General features: G+C 70.4%; 17 protein-coding genes. 13 read left to right on the top strand and 4 right to left on the bottom strand.

What is annotated here, in order from left to right; genetic code table 11:
* Positions 1-26 precede the first annotated feature (26 nt).
* The 8 genes from AB0D85_RS38085 to AB0D85_RS38050 are packed head-to-tail and all read left to right on the top strand — an operon-like array spanning position 27 to position 6,689.
* On the top strand, positions 27-974 hold the full coding sequence (locus tag AB0D85_RS38085; protein WP_362330811.1) for a PDR/VanB family oxidoreductase: 948 nt from the start codon (positions 27-29) through the stop codon (positions 972-974).
* Positions 975-1,012: 38 nt separating this feature from the next.
* Positions 1,013-1,522: a flavin reductase gene (locus tag AB0D85_RS38080; RefSeq protein ID WP_362330808.1), complete on the top strand. Its 510-nt coding sequence runs from the start codon at positions 1,013-1,015 to the stop codon at positions 1,520-1,522.
* Positions 1,519-2,709, top strand: a complete 1,191-nt coding sequence (locus AB0D85_RS38075; RefSeq protein WP_362330806.1) for an amidase — start codon at positions 1,519-1,521, stop codon at positions 2,707-2,709. The genes AB0D85_RS38080 and AB0D85_RS38075 overlap by 4 nt, the downstream gene beginning before the upstream one ends.
* Positions 2,706-3,809, top strand: a complete 1,104-nt coding sequence (locus AB0D85_RS38070) for an enolase C-terminal domain-like protein (protein WP_362330803.1) — start codon at positions 2,706-2,708, stop codon at positions 3,807-3,809. The genes AB0D85_RS38075 and AB0D85_RS38070 overlap by 4 nt, the downstream gene beginning before the upstream one ends.
* A gap of 40 nt (positions 3,810-3,849) precedes the next feature.
* Entirely contained in the window at positions 3,850-4,707 is an 858-nt protein-coding gene (gene catA, locus AB0D85_RS38065; protein WP_362330800.1) for a catechol 1,2-dioxygenase, read from the top strand.
* A gap of 26 nt (positions 4,708-4,733) precedes the next feature.
* Positions 4,734-5,009, top strand: a complete 276-nt coding sequence (catC, locus tag AB0D85_RS38060; protein ID WP_362330797.1) for a muconolactone Delta-isomerase — start codon at positions 4,734-4,736, stop codon at positions 5,007-5,009.
* Positions 5,010-5,019: 10 nt separating this feature from the next.
* A complete protein-coding gene (locus tag AB0D85_RS38055; protein ID WP_362330794.1) occupies positions 5,020-5,592 on the top strand; it encodes a nuclear transport factor 2 family protein in 573 nt (190 codons plus the stop codon).
* Between the two features lie 29 nt (positions 5,593-5,621).
* Positions 5,622-6,689, top strand: a complete 1,068-nt coding sequence (locus AB0D85_RS38050; RefSeq protein WP_362330791.1) for a maleylacetate reductase — start codon at positions 5,622-5,624, stop codon at positions 6,687-6,689.
* Positions 6,690-6,764: 75 nt separating this feature from the next.
* Here the strand turns inward: AB0D85_RS38050 and AB0D85_RS38045 are convergent, their stop codons facing one another.
* From AB0D85_RS38045 to AB0D85_RS38035, 3 genes are all read right to left on the bottom strand, one after another.
* Positions 6,765-8,210 (bottom strand): aldehyde dehydrogenase, encoded by a 1,446-nt coding sequence (locus tag AB0D85_RS38045; protein WP_362330788.1) that lies wholly within the window; start codon positions 8,208-8,210, stop codon positions 6,765-6,767.
* A gap of 144 nt (positions 8,211-8,354) precedes the next feature.
* Positions 8,355-9,500 carry a muconate cycloisomerase family protein gene (locus AB0D85_RS38040; protein ID WP_362330785.1) on the bottom strand — a complete coding sequence of 382 codons (1,146 nt, stop codon included), beginning with the start codon at positions 9,498-9,500 and terminating at the stop codon, positions 8,355-8,357.
* A 1-nt stretch (position 9,501) separates the two neighbouring features.
* Positions 9,502-10,311, bottom strand: coding sequence for a dioxygenase (locus AB0D85_RS38035; protein WP_362330782.1), 810 nt, complete (start codon positions 10,309-10,311; stop codon positions 9,502-9,504).
* Between the two features lie 121 nt (positions 10,312-10,432).
* Between AB0D85_RS38035 and AB0D85_RS38030 the strand changes: the two genes are divergently transcribed.
* From AB0D85_RS38030 to AB0D85_RS38010, 5 genes are all read left to right on the top strand, one after another.
* A complete protein-coding gene (locus tag AB0D85_RS38030) occupies positions 10,433-11,233 on the top strand; it encodes an IclR family transcriptional regulator C-terminal domain-containing protein (RefSeq protein ID WP_362330779.1) in 801 nt (266 codons plus the stop codon).
* A 16-nt stretch (positions 11,234-11,249) separates the two neighbouring features.
* Positions 11,250-12,260 (top strand): cyclase family protein, encoded by a 1,011-nt coding sequence (locus tag AB0D85_RS38025; protein WP_362330776.1) that lies wholly within the window; start codon positions 11,250-11,252, stop codon positions 12,258-12,260.
* A gap of 403 nt (positions 12,261-12,663) precedes the next feature.
* Positions 12,664-13,572, top strand: coding sequence for a methyltransferase domain-containing protein (locus AB0D85_RS38020; RefSeq protein WP_362330773.1), 909 nt, complete (start codon positions 12,664-12,666; stop codon positions 13,570-13,572).
* Positions 13,573-14,222: 650 nt separating this feature from the next.
* Positions 14,223-14,447 (top strand): hypothetical protein, encoded by a 225-nt coding sequence (locus AB0D85_RS38015; RefSeq protein WP_362330770.1) that lies wholly within the window; start codon positions 14,223-14,225, stop codon positions 14,445-14,447.
* A 285-nt stretch (positions 14,448-14,732) separates the two neighbouring features.
* Positions 14,733-15,449 carry a G1 family glutamic endopeptidase gene (locus AB0D85_RS38010; RefSeq protein WP_362330767.1) on the top strand — a complete coding sequence of 239 codons (717 nt, stop codon included), beginning with the start codon at positions 14,733-14,735 and terminating at the stop codon, positions 15,447-15,449.
* A gap of 198 nt (positions 15,450-15,647) precedes the next feature.
* On the opposite strand, the gene AB0D85_RS38005 is transcribed toward AB0D85_RS38010, so the two are convergent.
* A complete protein-coding gene (locus AB0D85_RS38005; RefSeq protein ID WP_362330764.1) occupies positions 15,648-16,073 on the bottom strand; it encodes an HIT domain-containing protein in 426 nt (141 codons plus the stop codon).
* Positions 16,074-16,108: the final 35 nt, after the last annotated feature.

Here is a 16,108-nt window from a genome sequence, read left to right as displayed (position 1 = left end):
CTCCTCATGAACGCGAAGGCGGACCGATGTTCCCTGTCACCGTCACCGAGATCACCGACGAAACGGAGTCCATCAAGGTCCTCCGGCTCGTCTCCGTCGACGGCACCCCTCTGGCCCCCTATCCGGCCGGCGCACACATCGACGTGACCGGTCCCACCGGGATCACCCGCCCGTACTCGCTGTGCGGCCCGCCGCAGGACACCGGCGCGTACACCATCGCGGTCAAGCGCGAGGAGAACTCCCGAGGCGGCTCCCAGGCCCTGCACGACAAGGTGGAGCCGGGCACGCGACTGGCGGTCGGCACCCCGAGGCAACTCCTGGGCCTCGCCCCGGAAGCGGGGGAGCACCACCTGGTGGCCGCCGGCGTCGGCATCACCCCGCTGCTGGCGATGGCGTACGAACTCAGCACCAACGGCGCCGAGTTCAGGCTGCACTACGTGGCACGCGACCGTGCGGAGGCGGCCTTCGCCGACCTGATCGAAGGCAGCGGCTTCGCGGACCGGGCCGTGTTCCACTTCGGCCTCGGCCGCGAGGCCGCCGCCGAGGCGCTCGCCGTGGAACTGGCCGCGCTTCCGGCCGACGCGCATGTCTACACCTGCGGACCGCAGGGCTTCATGGACCAGGTCGCCGCCCTGGCGACCCGCACGCTGCCCGAGGACCACGTCCACCGCGAGCTGTTCCAGGCCGGGGACTTCGTGACCGGAGGCGACAGCTTCGAAGTCGAACTGGACACCGGCGAGGTCTACACCGTGCCGCCGGACAAGAGCATCGCCGAGGTACTGGAGGAAAACGGCGTCCCCCTCGACACCTCCTGCCGCGAGGGCATCTGCGGAACCTGCGTCCTGCAGGTGATCGAGGGCGAACCCGACCATCGCGACCACTGCCTGACCGCCAAGGAGAAGGCGGCCGGCGACCAGATCGCCGCCTGCGTCTCCCGCGCGAAGTCGCCCCGCCTGGTGGTGGAGCTGTGGTGAGCGAGATCCCACCGAATCAGCAGAGAGCAGGAACCGCCATGACCCCCAATCAGGCCGAGTTCCGGGAGGCCATGGCCCATCTCCCGGCGGCCGTCAACATCCTGACGACGAACGGCCCCAACGGCCGCTGCGGAATCACCCTCAGCGCCGTCTGCTCCGTGACCGACGCCCCGCCGACCCTGCTGGTCTGCGTCAACCGCTCCAGCGCCATGCACGACGTCTTCAAGGCCAACGGCCGGGTGTGCGTGAACGTCCTGGGCGGCGAACAGCAGGAGTTGGCGATGCACTTCGCCGGAGCCACCAAGGTGCCCATGGCCGAGCGCTTCACCTGGGACATCTGGGACCACTCCCACGATGTGCCGGTCCTCAAGGACGCCCTCGTCACGGCCGTCGGCACCATCAAGGACGCCGTCCCGAGGGGCTCCCACAGCGTGCTCTTCGTGGGCGTCGAACAGCTCCGCACCCGCTCGGGCGGCCAGAGCCTCGTCTACTTCAACCGGGCCTTCCACCGCCTCGACGCCACGACGTTCCCGGAAGCCGTTTCGTGAGGGGCACGGAGGCCGCCGTCGAGGAGGCGCTGCGCCGGCTGGAGAAGACCGAGCCCCAGATCCGCGCCTGGGTCCATGTCGACGCGGACGCCGCGCGTGCGGAGGCCGGGCGGGCAGCCGAAGGGCCGCTCCAGGGCGTGCCGTTCGGCGTCAAGGACATCATCGACGTGACCGGCCTGCCCACCGAGTGCGGCTCCCCGCTGCGCCGCGGGCGGATCGCCGCGGCCGACGCCTGGCTGGTGGAGCGGCTGCGCGGCGCGGGCGCCGTACCGCTCGGCAAGACCGTCACCACGGAGTTCGCGTACTTCCAGCCCGGCCCGACCCGCAACCCGCACAACGTCCACCACACCCCGGGCGGCTCCTCCAGCGGCTCCGCCGCCGCCGTCGCGGCCGGAGTCGTCCCCCTCGCACTCGGCTCGCAGACGGCGGGCTCACTGACGCGGCCCGCCTCCTTCTGCGGTGTCGCCGGGTACGTCGCCCCCGTCGGCGCCTGGCCGACCACGGGCTTCACCGGACTCAGCGAGACTCTGGACGCCCCCGGACTGCTCGCCGCCCAGGTGCGTGACCTGGCCTCGGCCGTCGAAGCCGTCGACGGCACGCAGACCGAAGAGGTCGGCTCGCCGCGGGTGTTGCTGTGGCCCGGCACCGAACTCGCCGACGTGGAACCGAAGATGCTCGAAGCACTACGGCGCACCGGGCAGGCCCTCGCGGCCGGCGAACTCGGCGACCAGGTGCGTACACCACTGCTCGCCGACACCCACGCCACCGTCATGGCGTACGAGGCCGCACGCGCCCTCGCCCCCGAGGCGGAGCATCCCGAGTCTCTGAGCGGCCACCTCAACCAGCTCATCCAGCGCGGGCGCCACACCCCCACGGACGAGTACGAAGCCGCACTGGCCGTCAGACGCGCGGCCCGCGCCGAAATCCTCCATCTCCTCGACGACGTCGACGCCCTCCTCGGCCCCGCCGCCCCCGGCCCCGCCCCGCACGGACTCGACGCCACCGGCACGCCGATCCTCAGCCGCCCCTGGCAACTGCTCGGGCTGCCCGTGGTCACCGTGCCAGGTCACCGCGACCTGTGCGGCATGCCCCTGGGGGTCCAGCTGATCGGTCACCCGGACCGCGTGGGACGACTGCTCGGCATCGCCCAGCACACCGAAAGGGCCATCAAGAGGAACGCGGGATGAAGATCACCGAGATCGAGACCATCCCGTACGCGATCCCGTACGACCGGCCCGTGAAGTTCGCCAGCGGTGAGGTGCACGTCGCCGAACACGTCCTCGTGCGTGTGCGCACCGACGAAGGGCTGACCGGCATCGCCGACGCGGTGCCCCGCCCCTACACCTACGGCGAGACCCAGGCGTCCGTCATCGGCGTGATCGAGCGGATCTTCGCCCCGCAGCTCACCGGAACGGACGTGTTCGCCCGCGAGCGGGTCCAGGCCCGGCTGCACCGCACCGTCGGCAACCCGGCCGCCAAGTCGGCGATCGACATGGCCCTTTGGGACATCACGGGCCAGGCCCTGGGACAGTCGGCCACCCGCCTGCTCGGCGGCTACACCGACCGCATGCGCGTCAGCCACATGCTCGGCTTCGACATACCGGAGCGGATGGCCGCCGAGGCGGAGCGGATGCGCGACACACACGGCATCACCGTCTTCAAGGTGAAGGTCGGCCGCCGCCCGCCACGGCTGGACCTGGACGTATGCCGAGCTCTGCGGGAAACCCTCGGCGACAAGGCCGAGTTGTACGTCGACGGCAACCGGGGCTGGACGGCGGCGGAGTCGGCTGCTGCCCTGCGCGAACTCGACACCCTCGGGATCACGCTCGCCGAGGAGTTGTGCCCCGCCGACGACGTCCTCGGCCGCAGATGGCTCGTGTCGCGCAGCCCTGTCCCGTTCGTCGCGGACGAGTCCGCCACCACGCCCGCCGAGGTGACCCGTTCCCTCCTGGACGGCGCGGCCACCGCCATAAGTGTCAAGACGGCTCGTACCGGTTTCACGCAGTCCCAGCGCGTGCTGTTCCAGTGCGAGGGGATGGGCGTCGACGTCGTGATGGGGAACCAGGTCGACGGCCAGCTGGGCACCGTGTGCACCGCGGCCTTCGGCGCCGCGTACGCCGCCTCGTCCCGCCGGGCCGGCGAACTCTCCAACTTCCTCGACATGAGCGACGACCTGCTCACGGAACAGCTGGTCATCAGCGGCGGCACGCTCGCCGTGAACGACCGGCCCGGCCTGGGCGTCGCGATCGACGAGGACAAGCTGGCCCGCTACCGCCAGGACAACTGACAAGCCCCGCAAGGCAATTCATCCGAAGGAGCCGCACATCATGACCGACACCGCCCTCCAGGCCACCGCCGCCGCATCAGGCGCCTCGGCCACCCAGCGCTTCCTCGCCGACAAGACCGGCACGCCCGCGACGGCCGCAGCCGACACCGCGCGAGTCAACACCCTGGCCACCGAGGTCATCACCGCCCTGCACGACGTGGTCCGTCGCCATCAGGTGACGTACGACGAGTACAACGTCCTCAAGTCCTGGCTGATCTCCGTCGGCCAGGACGGCGAGTGGCCGCTCTTCCTGGACGTGTGGGTCGAGTACGTCGTCGAGGAGGTCGCCCACGCCAACCGCGAGGGCAGCAAGGGCAGCATCGAAGGCCCGTACTACGCACCGGGCGCCCCGACGCTGCCCAGCGTCGCCACCCTGCCGATGCGCGAGAACGAGCCCGGCACCCGGCTGCTCTTCCAGGGCCAGGTCACCGACGTCTCGGGCGCACCGGTCGCCGGTGCCGTGCTGGAGATGTGGCAGGCGGACGACGCCGGTTTCTACGCCCAGTTCGCGCCCGGCATCCCGGAGTGGAACCTGCGCGGCAGCGTGGTGGCGGACGCCGAGGGCCGGTTCGCGGTGACCACCGTCCAGCCCGCCCCGTACCAGATCCCCACCGACGGCTCCTGCGGCCGGCTCATCGCCGCCGCCGGCTGGCACGCCTGGCGCCCCGCCCACCTCCACGTCAAGGTGTCGGCCCCGGGCCACGAATCCGTCACCACACAGCTGTACTTCAAGGACGGCGAGCACATCGAGGACGACGTGGCCTCCGCGGTCAAGCCGGAACTGATCCTCGACCCGAAGCAGGTCGCTGACGGCCGCAACGAGGTCACGTACGACTTCGTCCTCGCCCCGGCCTCCTGACCGCACTTGAAGAAGGGGAGCCGGTCGTGCTCTTCGCCGTCCAGATGACCGTGAACCTGCCCTCCGACATGGACCCCGAGGTCCGCGCCGCGACGCTCGCAGCGGAGAAGGAGTACGCGCGGAAGCTCCAGCACGCGGGGGAGTGGCTGCACCTTTGGCGCTGCGCCGGTCGGTACGCCAACCTCAGCGTCTTCGACGTCGCCGACAACGACCGGCTCAACGACATCCTGTGGGGCCTGCCGCTCTTCCCCTGCATGGACGTCACCGTGACCCCGCTGGCCCAGCACCCGTCGGCCCTGTGAAGGAACTCCCATGACCACAACCGAAGAAACCAAGGCATCCACCATCGCCGCACTGGTCCGGCGCGTGGAAGTACTGGAGGCCGAGGCCGAGATCCGCCGCCTCCAGGCGCGCTACATGTTCCTGTGCGACACGCCCTGCCCGGAGTTCGGTGTCCAGGACGACACCCAGCGCATCGACCTGATCATGGACCTCTACGCCGACGACGCCGTCTGGGAGGGCGTCGGCGAGTACTACGACAACCAGTTCGGCCGGGCCGAGGGCGCCGCCGCGATCCGCACCCACTTCGAAGGGTTCTGGGGGCAGAAGCAGGACCCGGCGCTGCTGCTCAACGCGCACTACCTCACCTCCGAGCAGATCCACGTCGACGGCGACGAGGCGACCGGCCAGTGGATCCACATGCAGCCGTGGCTCTTCTCCGACGGGAAGTCCCTGTTGCGGTCGAGCCGGCTCAACAACGCCTTCCGCAGGATCGACGGCGTCTGGAAGATCACCCGCACCCGCACCGAGAACGTCTTCATCACCCCGCTGCCGACGCACTACGCCGAGAGCTTCCCCTCTGCGTCGGTGCTGATGCGGCCGTAACAGCCAGAGCACACCCAGGAGTTCACCCCATGTGGAACGAGTTCACATACCAGGCGCTGCCGATGCGCGTCGCCTTCGGCGCCGGCCGGCTGGCCGTGCTCGCGGAGGAGGTGGCGCGGCTGGGCCTGGAACGGGTCCTGGTCCTGGCCACTCCGGGCCAGGAGGAGCACGTCCGGCGCGTCACCGACGCCCTCGGAGGGCATACGGCCGGGGTCTTCCAGGAGGCCCGGATGCACGTGCCCGCCGAGACGGCCGCGGCGGCCTGGGCGACCGCGCGCCGACTGGGCGCGGACGGCTGTGTGGCGGTCGGCGGCGGATCCGCCATCGGCCTCGGCAAGGCCGTCGCACTGAAGCACCGGCTGCCGGTCATCGCCGTACCCACCACCTACGCGGGCTCGGAGATGACCCCGATCTGGGGCCTGACCGAGGACGGCGTCAAACGCACCGGACGCGATGCCGCCGTCCTGCCGCGCAGCGTCGTCTACGACCCGGAGCTGACCCTCACCCTGCCCACCGCGCTCTCGGTGACCAGCGGCTTCAACGCGCTCGCCCACGCGGTGGAGGGACTCTACGCCCCGGACGCCTCACCGATCGTCTCGCTCATGGCGCAGGAAGGGGCACAGGCGCTGGTCGAGGCACTGCCACGGATCGCCAAGGACGGCGCGGACATCGACGCCCGCACCCGGGCCCTGTACGGGGCCTGGCTGTGCGGTGCGGTTCTCGGTGCGACGACGATGTCGTTGCACCACAAGCTCTGCCACGTCCTGGGCGGCTCCTTCGACCTGCCGCACGCAGAGGTGCACACGGTCGTACTTCCGCATGTGCTCGCCTACAACGCGCCCGCCGCTCCCCGAGCGGCCATGGCCATGGAGCATGTGCTGGGCACCCGCGACCCGGCCACCGCGCTCTGGGACCTGGCACGCAGCCTGGGGGCACCAGCGTCGCTGGCCGAGATCGGCATGAGCGAGGAGAACATCCGGGAAGCGGTCCGCCAGGTCGTGGCCGCGCCCTACGCCAACCCGCGGACCCCCACCGCCGAGGAGCTGACCGGCCTGCTGGAACGGGCGGTGCGAGGGGAGCGTCCGACCAGCGGCTGAACCACAACACACCAAGGGCGGCCGGGAGGAGCATTCCTCCCGGCCGCCCTTGCGTTCGGCTTCGGCAGCCGCGCGTCAGCAGTACAGCGACTGCGTCCGCAGGTACGACTCCATTCCCTCCGGGCCGAGTTCGGTGCCCAGCCCGCTGCCCTTGACGCCACCGAAGGGCGCCGCAGGGTCGGGCAGGTAGCGGTTCACCCCGATCGTGCCGGTGAGCACGCGGCGGGCGACGGCCGCACCGCGCTCCGGGTCCGAGGTCCACACCGTGCCGCCGAGGCCGTAGTCGGAGTCGTTGGCGATCCGGACGGCGTCCTCGACGTCGTCGTACGGCAGCACGCACAGCACCGGACCGAAGATCTCCTCCTGCGCGATGACGGAGCTGTTGTCGACGTCCGCGAAGACCGTGGGCTCCACGAACCACCCCTTGTCCAGGTGGGCGGGACGGCCACCGCCGGTGGTGACGCGGGCCCCCTCGCTGATGCCCTTGGCGATGTAGCGCTCCACCCGGTCCCGCTGCTGGGCGGTGGCCATGGGGCCGATGAGGGTGTTCTCGTCGAGCGCGTCGCCGACGGGCAGGCTGGCGGCCAGCGCGGTGAACAGGTCGACGACCTCGGTGTAGCGGCTGCGCGGGGCCAGAATGCGGGTGCTGAGGAAGCAGGTCTGGCCGTTGTTGGTCAGGGTCGCGGCCACCAGGTCCTGCCCGACCTTCGCCGGGTCCAGGTCGGCGTCGTCGAGGACGATGCCGGCCGACTTGCCGCCGAGTTCCAGGGTGACCGGGCGCAGCAGCCGCCCGCAGGTCTCGGCGATGGCGCGCCCGGCCGCCGTGGACCCGGTGAAGGCGACCTTGTCCACGCCCGGGTGCGAGACGAGGTGCGCGCCCGCCTCCCGGCCGCCCGGCACGATGTTGAGCACCCCGGCCGGCACACCGGCGGCCTCGGCCGCCTCGGCGACCAGGAACGAGTCGAGCACCGCCTCGGGGGAGGGCTTCAGCACCACCGTGCAGCCGGTGGCCATCGCGGGCGCGATCTTGAACATGGACAGGACCTGAGGGTAGTTCCACGGCACGATCGCGGCGATGACGCCCACCGGCGTCCGGCGCACCTCGATCGAGCCGCCGAGGAGCCCGGAACGGACCTCGGAGAAGCCCGTCGTACGGGCCAGCCCCGCGTAATAGCGCAGCACCGCCGTCGGATAGCCGACCTCCAGCTGCCGGGACATGGTGATCGGCATCCCGTTCTGACTGCTGATCAGCTGGGCGATGCCCTCGGCCCGTTCTTCCAGCTCGGCGGCGAACCGCTCCATCACGTCGGCCCGGCGCTCCGGCTCCCAACTCGCCCATCCGCCCGGCTCGTCGAACGCCCGGCGCGCCGCGTCGACCGCGGTGTCCACGTCCGCTTCCAGCGCCTCCGGCACGCTGCCCAGCACGGCCTCCGTGCTGGGGTTGACCGGGCTGATGACGCGACTGGAGGAGGGGCGCACCCACTCCCCGCCGATGTAGAGGTGCTCGTGGCGATGGTCCATCGGTACTCTCCTGGCGATCCGGCGCCCGCTCCGGTGTCGGTACGGGACTCCCCCGACCTTCGCGCCATCCGCCGCCGGGAAGGTGCCGCTGGGTGCACGGACAGCCACCAGCACATGCACGGCCTCGTCCGCCCGACCTGTGCGTCACCTGCGCGCGTACTTCGCCACCTTCGCCATGTCGACCGTGACCCCGAAGCCGGGTCCGTCGCCGAGCAACAGCTCGCCGTCGGTGTACGACACCGGGGTCTCCACGACGTCGTCCGAGAGCAGGAGGGGACCGAACAACTCGGTGCCCGCTGTCAGGGACGCGGTGGCGCAGAACAGGTGCGTGGCCGCCGCCGTACCGAGCGACGTCTCGATCGTCGTACCGCCGTAGCAGGAGATGCCGGCGGCCTCGGCCACGGCGGCGATCCTCCGTACGGAGGACAGGCCGCCGCTCTTGGCGATCTTCAGGGCGAACACGTCCGCCGCGTGCTCGCCCGCCAGACGCAGCGCGTCCGCGGGCGTGCGGAGCGACTCGTCCGCCATGAGCGCGGCCGTCGTTCCGCCGCGCAGACGTGCCGCGCCGGAGACGTCGACCGCTGTCAGAGGCTGTTCGACCAGGCTGATGCCCGCCGCGTCGAGCGCGGGCAGCCAGCGCCGGGCGGTCTGCTCGTCCCACGCCCCGTTGAGGTCGACGGCGAGGGACGCGCGGCCGGCCAGAGCTTCGGTGATCTCCGCGATCCGGGCGACGTCCTCCGGCGGCGGGAGCGCCCCCATCTTCAGCTTGAACGACCGGTGGGAACCGTCCTGGATCTTGGCCAGGGCCTCTTCGACGACCACACCGACCGGCTCCGCGCCGAGCGCCCAGGTCACCGGCAGCGTCGTACGGTGGACACCGCCGAGGAGCTGGTACACCGGGACGCCCAGCGCTCGGCCGGCGACGTCCCAAAGCGCCGTCTCCACCGCGGACTTGGCGAACGGCGCCCCCGCGACGAGCTTGTCCATCCGGCGCCCGAGACGGTCGACCTGCAACGCGTCCTCGCCGATGAGCATGGGGCCGAGGTGCTTCTCGACGAGGGCCTGCATGCCCTCGATCGACTCGCCTCCCCACCACGGCCCGCCCGGGACGACGCCCTCGCCCCAGCCGGTGATCCCGTCCGCGGTGGTCAGCCGGACCAGCAGAACGCCCTGCGTGTCCATGGTGGCCACCGAGAACCGGTGCGGCCGGCGGAGCGGGATGTCGAGGACCGTCGTCTCGACGGCTGTGACGGGAAGAGCGGGCCTGTCCCGCCGCGAACTCGCCGGCATGTCACACTCCCGACGCGGCGCGCGCCGGCGACATCACGAAGTCGTAGCGCGCGTCGACGAAGCTCTCCGTCAGGCCGTGGGCCTTGATCCGGTCCGGCGCCTCGACCAGCACGGGCTTGAGGACCAGGCCGTCCCGCACGGCGTTCGCGACATCGCTCTCCAGGTACTCGCCCTCCTCGAAGTAGAGCTGGGACGTCCGCTCCCCGAAGTACGGGTGCCGGAGCTTGAGGTGCAGGTGGGCGGGCCGGAAGCAGTGCCTGCCGAGCGCCGAGAGGAGCTGCCCGGTGGGCCCGTCCTTGGGGATCTCGTACGGCGGCGGCGCGATCGTCGTGACCTCGAAGGTGCCGTCCGCTTCGCTGGTGAAGCGTCCGCGCAGGTTCCAGTCGGGGATGCCCGGGTGGATCTGGGAGTACTTGCCGTCCGCGTCCGCGTGCCACATGTCGAGTTCCACGCCGGCCAGCGGTTCTCCCTCGGCCGTGGTGATCCGGCCGTGGAAGACCAGCGGGATGCCCCGCTCGTCGGGCCGCTGCGGCATCACGAACCGAGGGCCCTCCAGCATCGGCGCGCCGGGGAGGTAGAAGGGCCCTTCGATCGCCTCGATGCTGCCCTCCCGGCCCCGGTTGGCGTTGTCGGTCGCCTCCGCCTCGAAGAGGACGTCGAAGGCGAGGCTGGCCTCGCCCGCCTGCACCTCGCTGATGACGAAGTCGGTGGCCACCCGGTACTCGTCGTGGGTGACGCCGTGCCGGCGGATGAACTCGACGACGGTCTTCTCGAAGTCCTCGACGAGGAAGCGGGCGCGGTCGTTGCTCATGGGGGTCTCACCTTCCTGGGGCGGCCTGCCCCAGAGATGGTGTACGCTATGCGTACGGTTGACATGCATTGCGAACGCTGTCAGCGTCTCGGTGTGGATACGTGGTTGTCAAGGAGCGGGAATGGCAGACGAACGGCGCGACCACCTGCAAACCCTCGAACGAGGCCTGTCGGTGATCGCCGCGTTCTCCGGCCGGGGACCCCGGCTCGGACTGGGTGAACTGGCGGCCCTGACCGGACTGACCAAGCCGACGGTCCGGCGCATCCTGCTCACCCTGGAGCACCTCGGCTACGCGCGCGGCGAGGACAACCTCTACGCGCTCACGCCCAAGGTGCTCGCCCTCGGGTACGCCTACCTGTCGTCGGTGCGGCTCACGGACGTGGCACGCCCGATCATGGAGTCCCTCACCGACGAGCTGGGCATCGGAACCTCGCTCGCCGCCCTCGACGGTGCGGATGTCGTCTACGTCGACCGCGTGCAACGGCAGCGGGTCACCAGCATCAATCTCGCTGTGGGCACTCGCCTCCCGGCGCACGCGACCTCGATGGGCCACGTCCTGCTGGCCGACCTGACACCGGCCGAACTGGAGCAGTACCTGGCCGGCCCGCCGCGTGCGGCGCTCACCGACCGGACGGTCACCGAGACCGAACCGCTGCGTGCCCGCCTCGAACTCGTCCGGCAGCGCGGCTGGGACACCGTCGACCAGGAACTCGAGATCGGCCGACGGTCCGCTGCCACCCCCGTCGTCGACGGCGACGGCCGGGTAGTCGCCGCGTTGGCGCTGTCCTGCGGGACCGTCGAGTGCTCGATGGACCGGCTCGTCGACGAGCTGCTGCCGCCCCTGCTGCGAGCGGCCCGGCGAATCAGCGAGGCCATCGGAGGCGGCCGGACGCCCCTCACGGATCCACATCCGCCCGCATGAACCGGAGTTGGTGAACGTGACACCCGACCTGAGTGATCTGCCGACCTATGAGCAACTGCTCGCCCGCACCGACGGCCCTCCCGGGTCCAGCTGGTACCTGTTCGGAAAGGACGACCAGCTCGGCACCCTGAACCTGCTACGCCTGAACTCACTGCCCGCCGCGGCGGCCGAGGTGCGCACGGGCGAGGCGTTCGCCCTGGACCTGCCGTCCACGGCGATCTCCACCTCCCTGGCCCCGACGCGCAGCCCCGCGGAGCACCACATCTTCGAGCGGACCCCGTTCCATCGCGACGAATGGCTCGACCGCTTCTACCCTCAGTACGGCTCCCAACTCGACGGCCTGCGCCACATCGCGCATCCCGAGCACGGCTTCTACAACGGCGCCGACCCGGCCCGCCTCACCCCCGGCGACGACCTGCTGAGCATCCATCACCTCGCGGCGGTGCCGATCGCGGGCCGCGCGGTGCTGCTCGATGTCGACCGCTTCCTCCGGCGGGCGGGCCGTCCGCTGGACCAGGAGGGCGGTCACGCGGTCACTGCCGAGGACCTGGAGAACACGCGGAAGGCGCAGGACACGACCGTTCACCCCGGCGACATCGTGCTGATCCGCTTCGGCTGGCTGACCTGGTACCGCGAGTCGGCGGCCGAGGAGACCCGCGCCAACCTGAAGCACACCCTGGTGCACCCCGGCCTCGACCAGTCGCACGACGTCCTCGCCTGGCTGTGGGACCACCGCGTCAGCCTGGCGGCGGCGGACAACTTCGCCTTCGAGTGCTGGCCGGCCAGGCCCGACAGCCCGTTCTTCACCCGCGCCGAACGCGAGGAAGGCCACCGCGACCCACACTCCGGCATCATGCACCGGGCGCTGATCGGACTGCTCGGCATGCCGCTCGGCGAGCTCTGGGACCTCGACGCGCTGGCCGAGGCCTGCGCCGCCGACGGCCGCTGGTCCTTCCTCCTCACCGCCGCGCCGCTGTCGATCGTCGGAGGCGTGGGATCTCCCGCCAACGCGATCGCACTGCGCTGACGCACCGTCAACGGACCCAGGCCTGATGGAGGTTCGATTCCCCGAGAGGACCGAGTCATGGTACGTCGTCCCCCTGCCCACCCGAGGCTGTCGCAGCCAAGCCGCGGATCGATGCGGCTGAGACGGCGCGGACCTGAATCCCCAAGGGCGGAGCCACGGCGGCCGGCGGCCCGGACTCCACCGCGTCCATCGAACGGCAGCGGCGGCAGACCCGCGAGGGCCGCGGGGCGGACCCCGGAAGGTGGCGGCGAGGTCGATCCCCAAGCTCACTGCACAGGAGGGGCACACCGCGGGGTACTCAGCGCGAGGCAGGCTGCGCCTCACCTGGACCAAGACAGGGGGCCGCCCGAAGCGCCGGAAAACCGGTGGAACCGTCGGAGCATGTGTCCGTACCGTCCCTGGGGTGACCTACCTGAGTCCTCTGGGATATCTGCTGGGCATCGAGGGCGCCGCACTGCTGCGCGCCGTCCGGGAGGGAAGCGGCGACCGGGCGTTCGTCGAGGCCCGGATCGCCGAGATCCGCGCCCTCCTGGACACGCCCGCCCTGGCGCACGCCGAGGGCGTGACCGCGAGTGAGGGCACGATCAGCACGGCCGACGTCTACCGTTCCTGGGCGGCGTACTACGACGCTCCCGGCAACCGGATGATCGACGTCGAGCAGCCCGCCGTCCGCCGCATCCTGGACGGCCTGCCCGTCGGCACCGCGCTGGACGCGGCCTGCGGCACCGGCCGTCACACTGCCTACCTGCACGAACTCGGGCACCACGTGATCGGTGTGGACGCCTCGCAGGAAATGCTTGCCCTGGCCCGAAAGCGCCTGCCGGATGTCGAGTTGCACGAGGCCGATCTGCACCGGCTGCCGGTGCCCGACAACGCGGTCGACACAGTCGTCTGCACGCTCGCCCTGACCCACGTCCCCGACCTGGCCCCCGTGCTGGCCGAGTTCGCGCGCGTCCTGCGCCCCGGCGGACACCTCGTGCTCTCGGATGCCCACCTGCTGGTGTCCTATCTCAGCCCGACGCTGGCCCGCCGTCCCGGCCCGGACGGCAGCCCGTCCCTCCTCGCCGAGTACCACCGCCCGCTCAGCGCCTACCTCGCCGCGGCCCTCCCGCTTGGCTTCCAGGTCGTGCACTGCGAAGAACCCCGCCGCCCGCGCCACTCCTTCGACCCCGACACCGCCCCGGACCCGCTCCCGACCCACGTGTCCTGGGACCTGCTGCACTGGTGTCCGGAAGCGTCGGCCGCGGCCCTGGACGATTCCCCGATCGCAGTCATCTGGCACTTCCAACTCGAAGGCAACGGAAAGAGCTGAGGGGCGGGCGCTGACGGAGCAGCGTGGTGCGGAACTCCTCGATCACGGAACTCACCTGCCGCATCAGGGAAGTCCGTTCCAGCAGCCCGAGCTAGAGATTGCGGCGGGCCAGTCCGGGCAGGTCCACAATGGGGGGCTCCAGCAGGCGGACCGGACGACCATGCCATCGGACGGTCCCGCGGCGGGCTGACCACGAACAACCATCTCACGGCCAGGGCACCCACCACTCCGCCGCTTGGCGGGACGACCCGGCTACCGGCTCTTCTCGACCGCTCCGGCCTGCCCCAAGAACTGGAACGACTCCTTTCGGGTCGTCCCGGTGCTGCCAGTAGGCGCCTCTACCGGGCTCTCGAAACGATCACGACCCTGTGCCGGATCCCGTGCGCCGCGACCGCCGCTCCCGGCTTCCGCTCCGTCACACCGACTTTCACGTCGCCCTGTGAAACACCCACGACAGCCGTCGGCGCGGTACCGCTTCCCGGCGGCGCGCGACCAGGAGTGTGGGGCCCCGGACCGCGCTCCTGTTTTGTTCCGGTAGTTCTTCCGGTGGTTCGTCCGGCACTTCCTCCTGGTGTCCCTGTCCCTCTCGATGTTCTGCTGTACGGGGTCACAAGCCACCGCTCCTCGTCGAGTACGGGAACGTGTCGCCCATGAATGACCTCGGCTCCCGAACTCCACAGGAGATCTTCCAGAGCCACGGCAAGACGCTCCTCGCCGAAGACCTCGACGGGATCGTCGCGAACTACGGCCCCGGCGCCGCCATCACCCCGGACGGCGTCCGGCACGGCCGGGACGGCGTCCGGGAGGGTTCGCCGACTCCCATACCAATCGGGCTCAGCACGGCGTGGACACCTTGGTCTTCCGCGACGGGCTGATCCGGACCCGGACCGTCTGCTGCGCGCTGACCCCGAAGAATTGAGGAGGTCGGACTCACGAGTGGGAGGTTCGTGAGCTCATGCCAGTTTCGGGGCTCTGTTGGAGTAAGGCCGGATACTCGGCCAAGAGGTCGTCCGGGTACGACTTACGTTCGCTCATCCCGCCACACCGGCGGATCACCGGAAGCGGACCGGAAAATTCCGCCTGTGCCACACCATCGCGCGACGACAGAACCACTCAACACCTCGTGGACCGCCCTCACTCACTGCCCAAGGAGCACAAACATGTTAAGAACCCTGCGCATCTTCCTCGTCGCCCTCGGCCTCGCCGCCGCGGCAGCGCTGCCGCTGGCCACCAGCGCCAACGCCGCCGTGGCCATTCCCGACTCCGGGTACATCTCCATTAGCTCCACCACCAGTTACTACGCAGCCAGTGCCGAGTGGAACCAGCCGACGGGCAGCTGCACCTCTGTGGATTCGGCCGCCAGGTTCTGGGTCGGCGTGGGCGGCTTTGACAGCGACCCGGCCGCATGGGTCGGCACGGACAGCGACTGTTCGGGCGGGAGCCCGGTGTGCTACGGCTGGTACAGGCCCCCGGGCTCGTCGGACCTTGTTTCTTTCGGGAACGCGATCAGCGCACACGACGTGATGGTGGCGTCAGTCTCCTGCAGCAGCACCACTTGTACTCTCCAACTTGAGGACAGCAGCGCGAACTGGACCGTCAGTACGACCCAACCGCTCTCCGGCACGCCGCACAGCGCCGAAGCCATGATCTCAGCCGGCGCCCTGCCGCTGACGAATTTCGGCACCGCCACGCTCGCCAATGTGCTGTTCAACGATCAGCTGGCTACCTCGTTCAGCCCGGTCCCGCTGATCATTACCCGAGACGGCCGGGCTCTGGACTCCGTCAGCGATCTGCACACCTTCACCTACAGCGTCCCTCTCACCGGCTACTCCAACACCTTCAACTACTTCAGCGGCACCTGGGTCAGTGCCACCTAGGAGGTTTCGCTTTGATCAAGGGTTAGGGGCGGATCGATGGACAGTGAAGGGGCGTCCGACTGCAGGTTGATCTCGCCCCAGTCGCCCAGGATCCTGTAGCTGTCGCCGACCCTGGTCAGAGAGTCGACTGATCCGTAGTCGGCGGTGCCGCTAGCGTCGATCGCTGGCGTGATGACGCTCTGGCCCGTCCAGTGCAGGTCATGGACGGATGAGAAGACGACCGTGGCCTGCGGCGGCCAGTTGCGTGCCTGGATCGCCGGTGGGGCGGCGGCGGGACTGCCCGGTCGGCCATGTCGAGATCCCGTCGTCCACCCACCGAGGAACGACGTGGAAGTGTAGGTGGGGAACGGACTGTTCCGATCCCGGTCCGCTGGCGCTCAGGATGTTGACGCCCGAGGCGCCCAGGGCAGTGCGCATGGCTGCTGCCACACGCTGGACCAGTGTCATCGACGCGGTCAGGACATCGGGCGGGGTGTCGAACACGTCCGTGAAGTGGCTGGTGGGGACAACCAGGGTGTGCCCCGGCGCGAGCGGGTTCACCGGGATGAAGGCACAGCTCTCAGCCTCGCGGACCACCCAGCGTGCGGTGCCGTCACGGATGAGCCGGCAGAAGGCGCAGTCCACGCGGCCAACCCTGTCACAGTCCGCCCCGAGGTGCA

Origin of the sequence: Streptomyces sp. NPDC048277, assembly GCF_040652235.1 — a bacterium.
In the GTDB taxonomy this organism is placed as follows: domain Bacteria; phylum Actinomycetota; class Actinomycetes; order Streptomycetales; family Streptomycetaceae; genus Streptomyces.
This window is presented reverse-complemented; position numbering and strand designations above follow the sequence as displayed.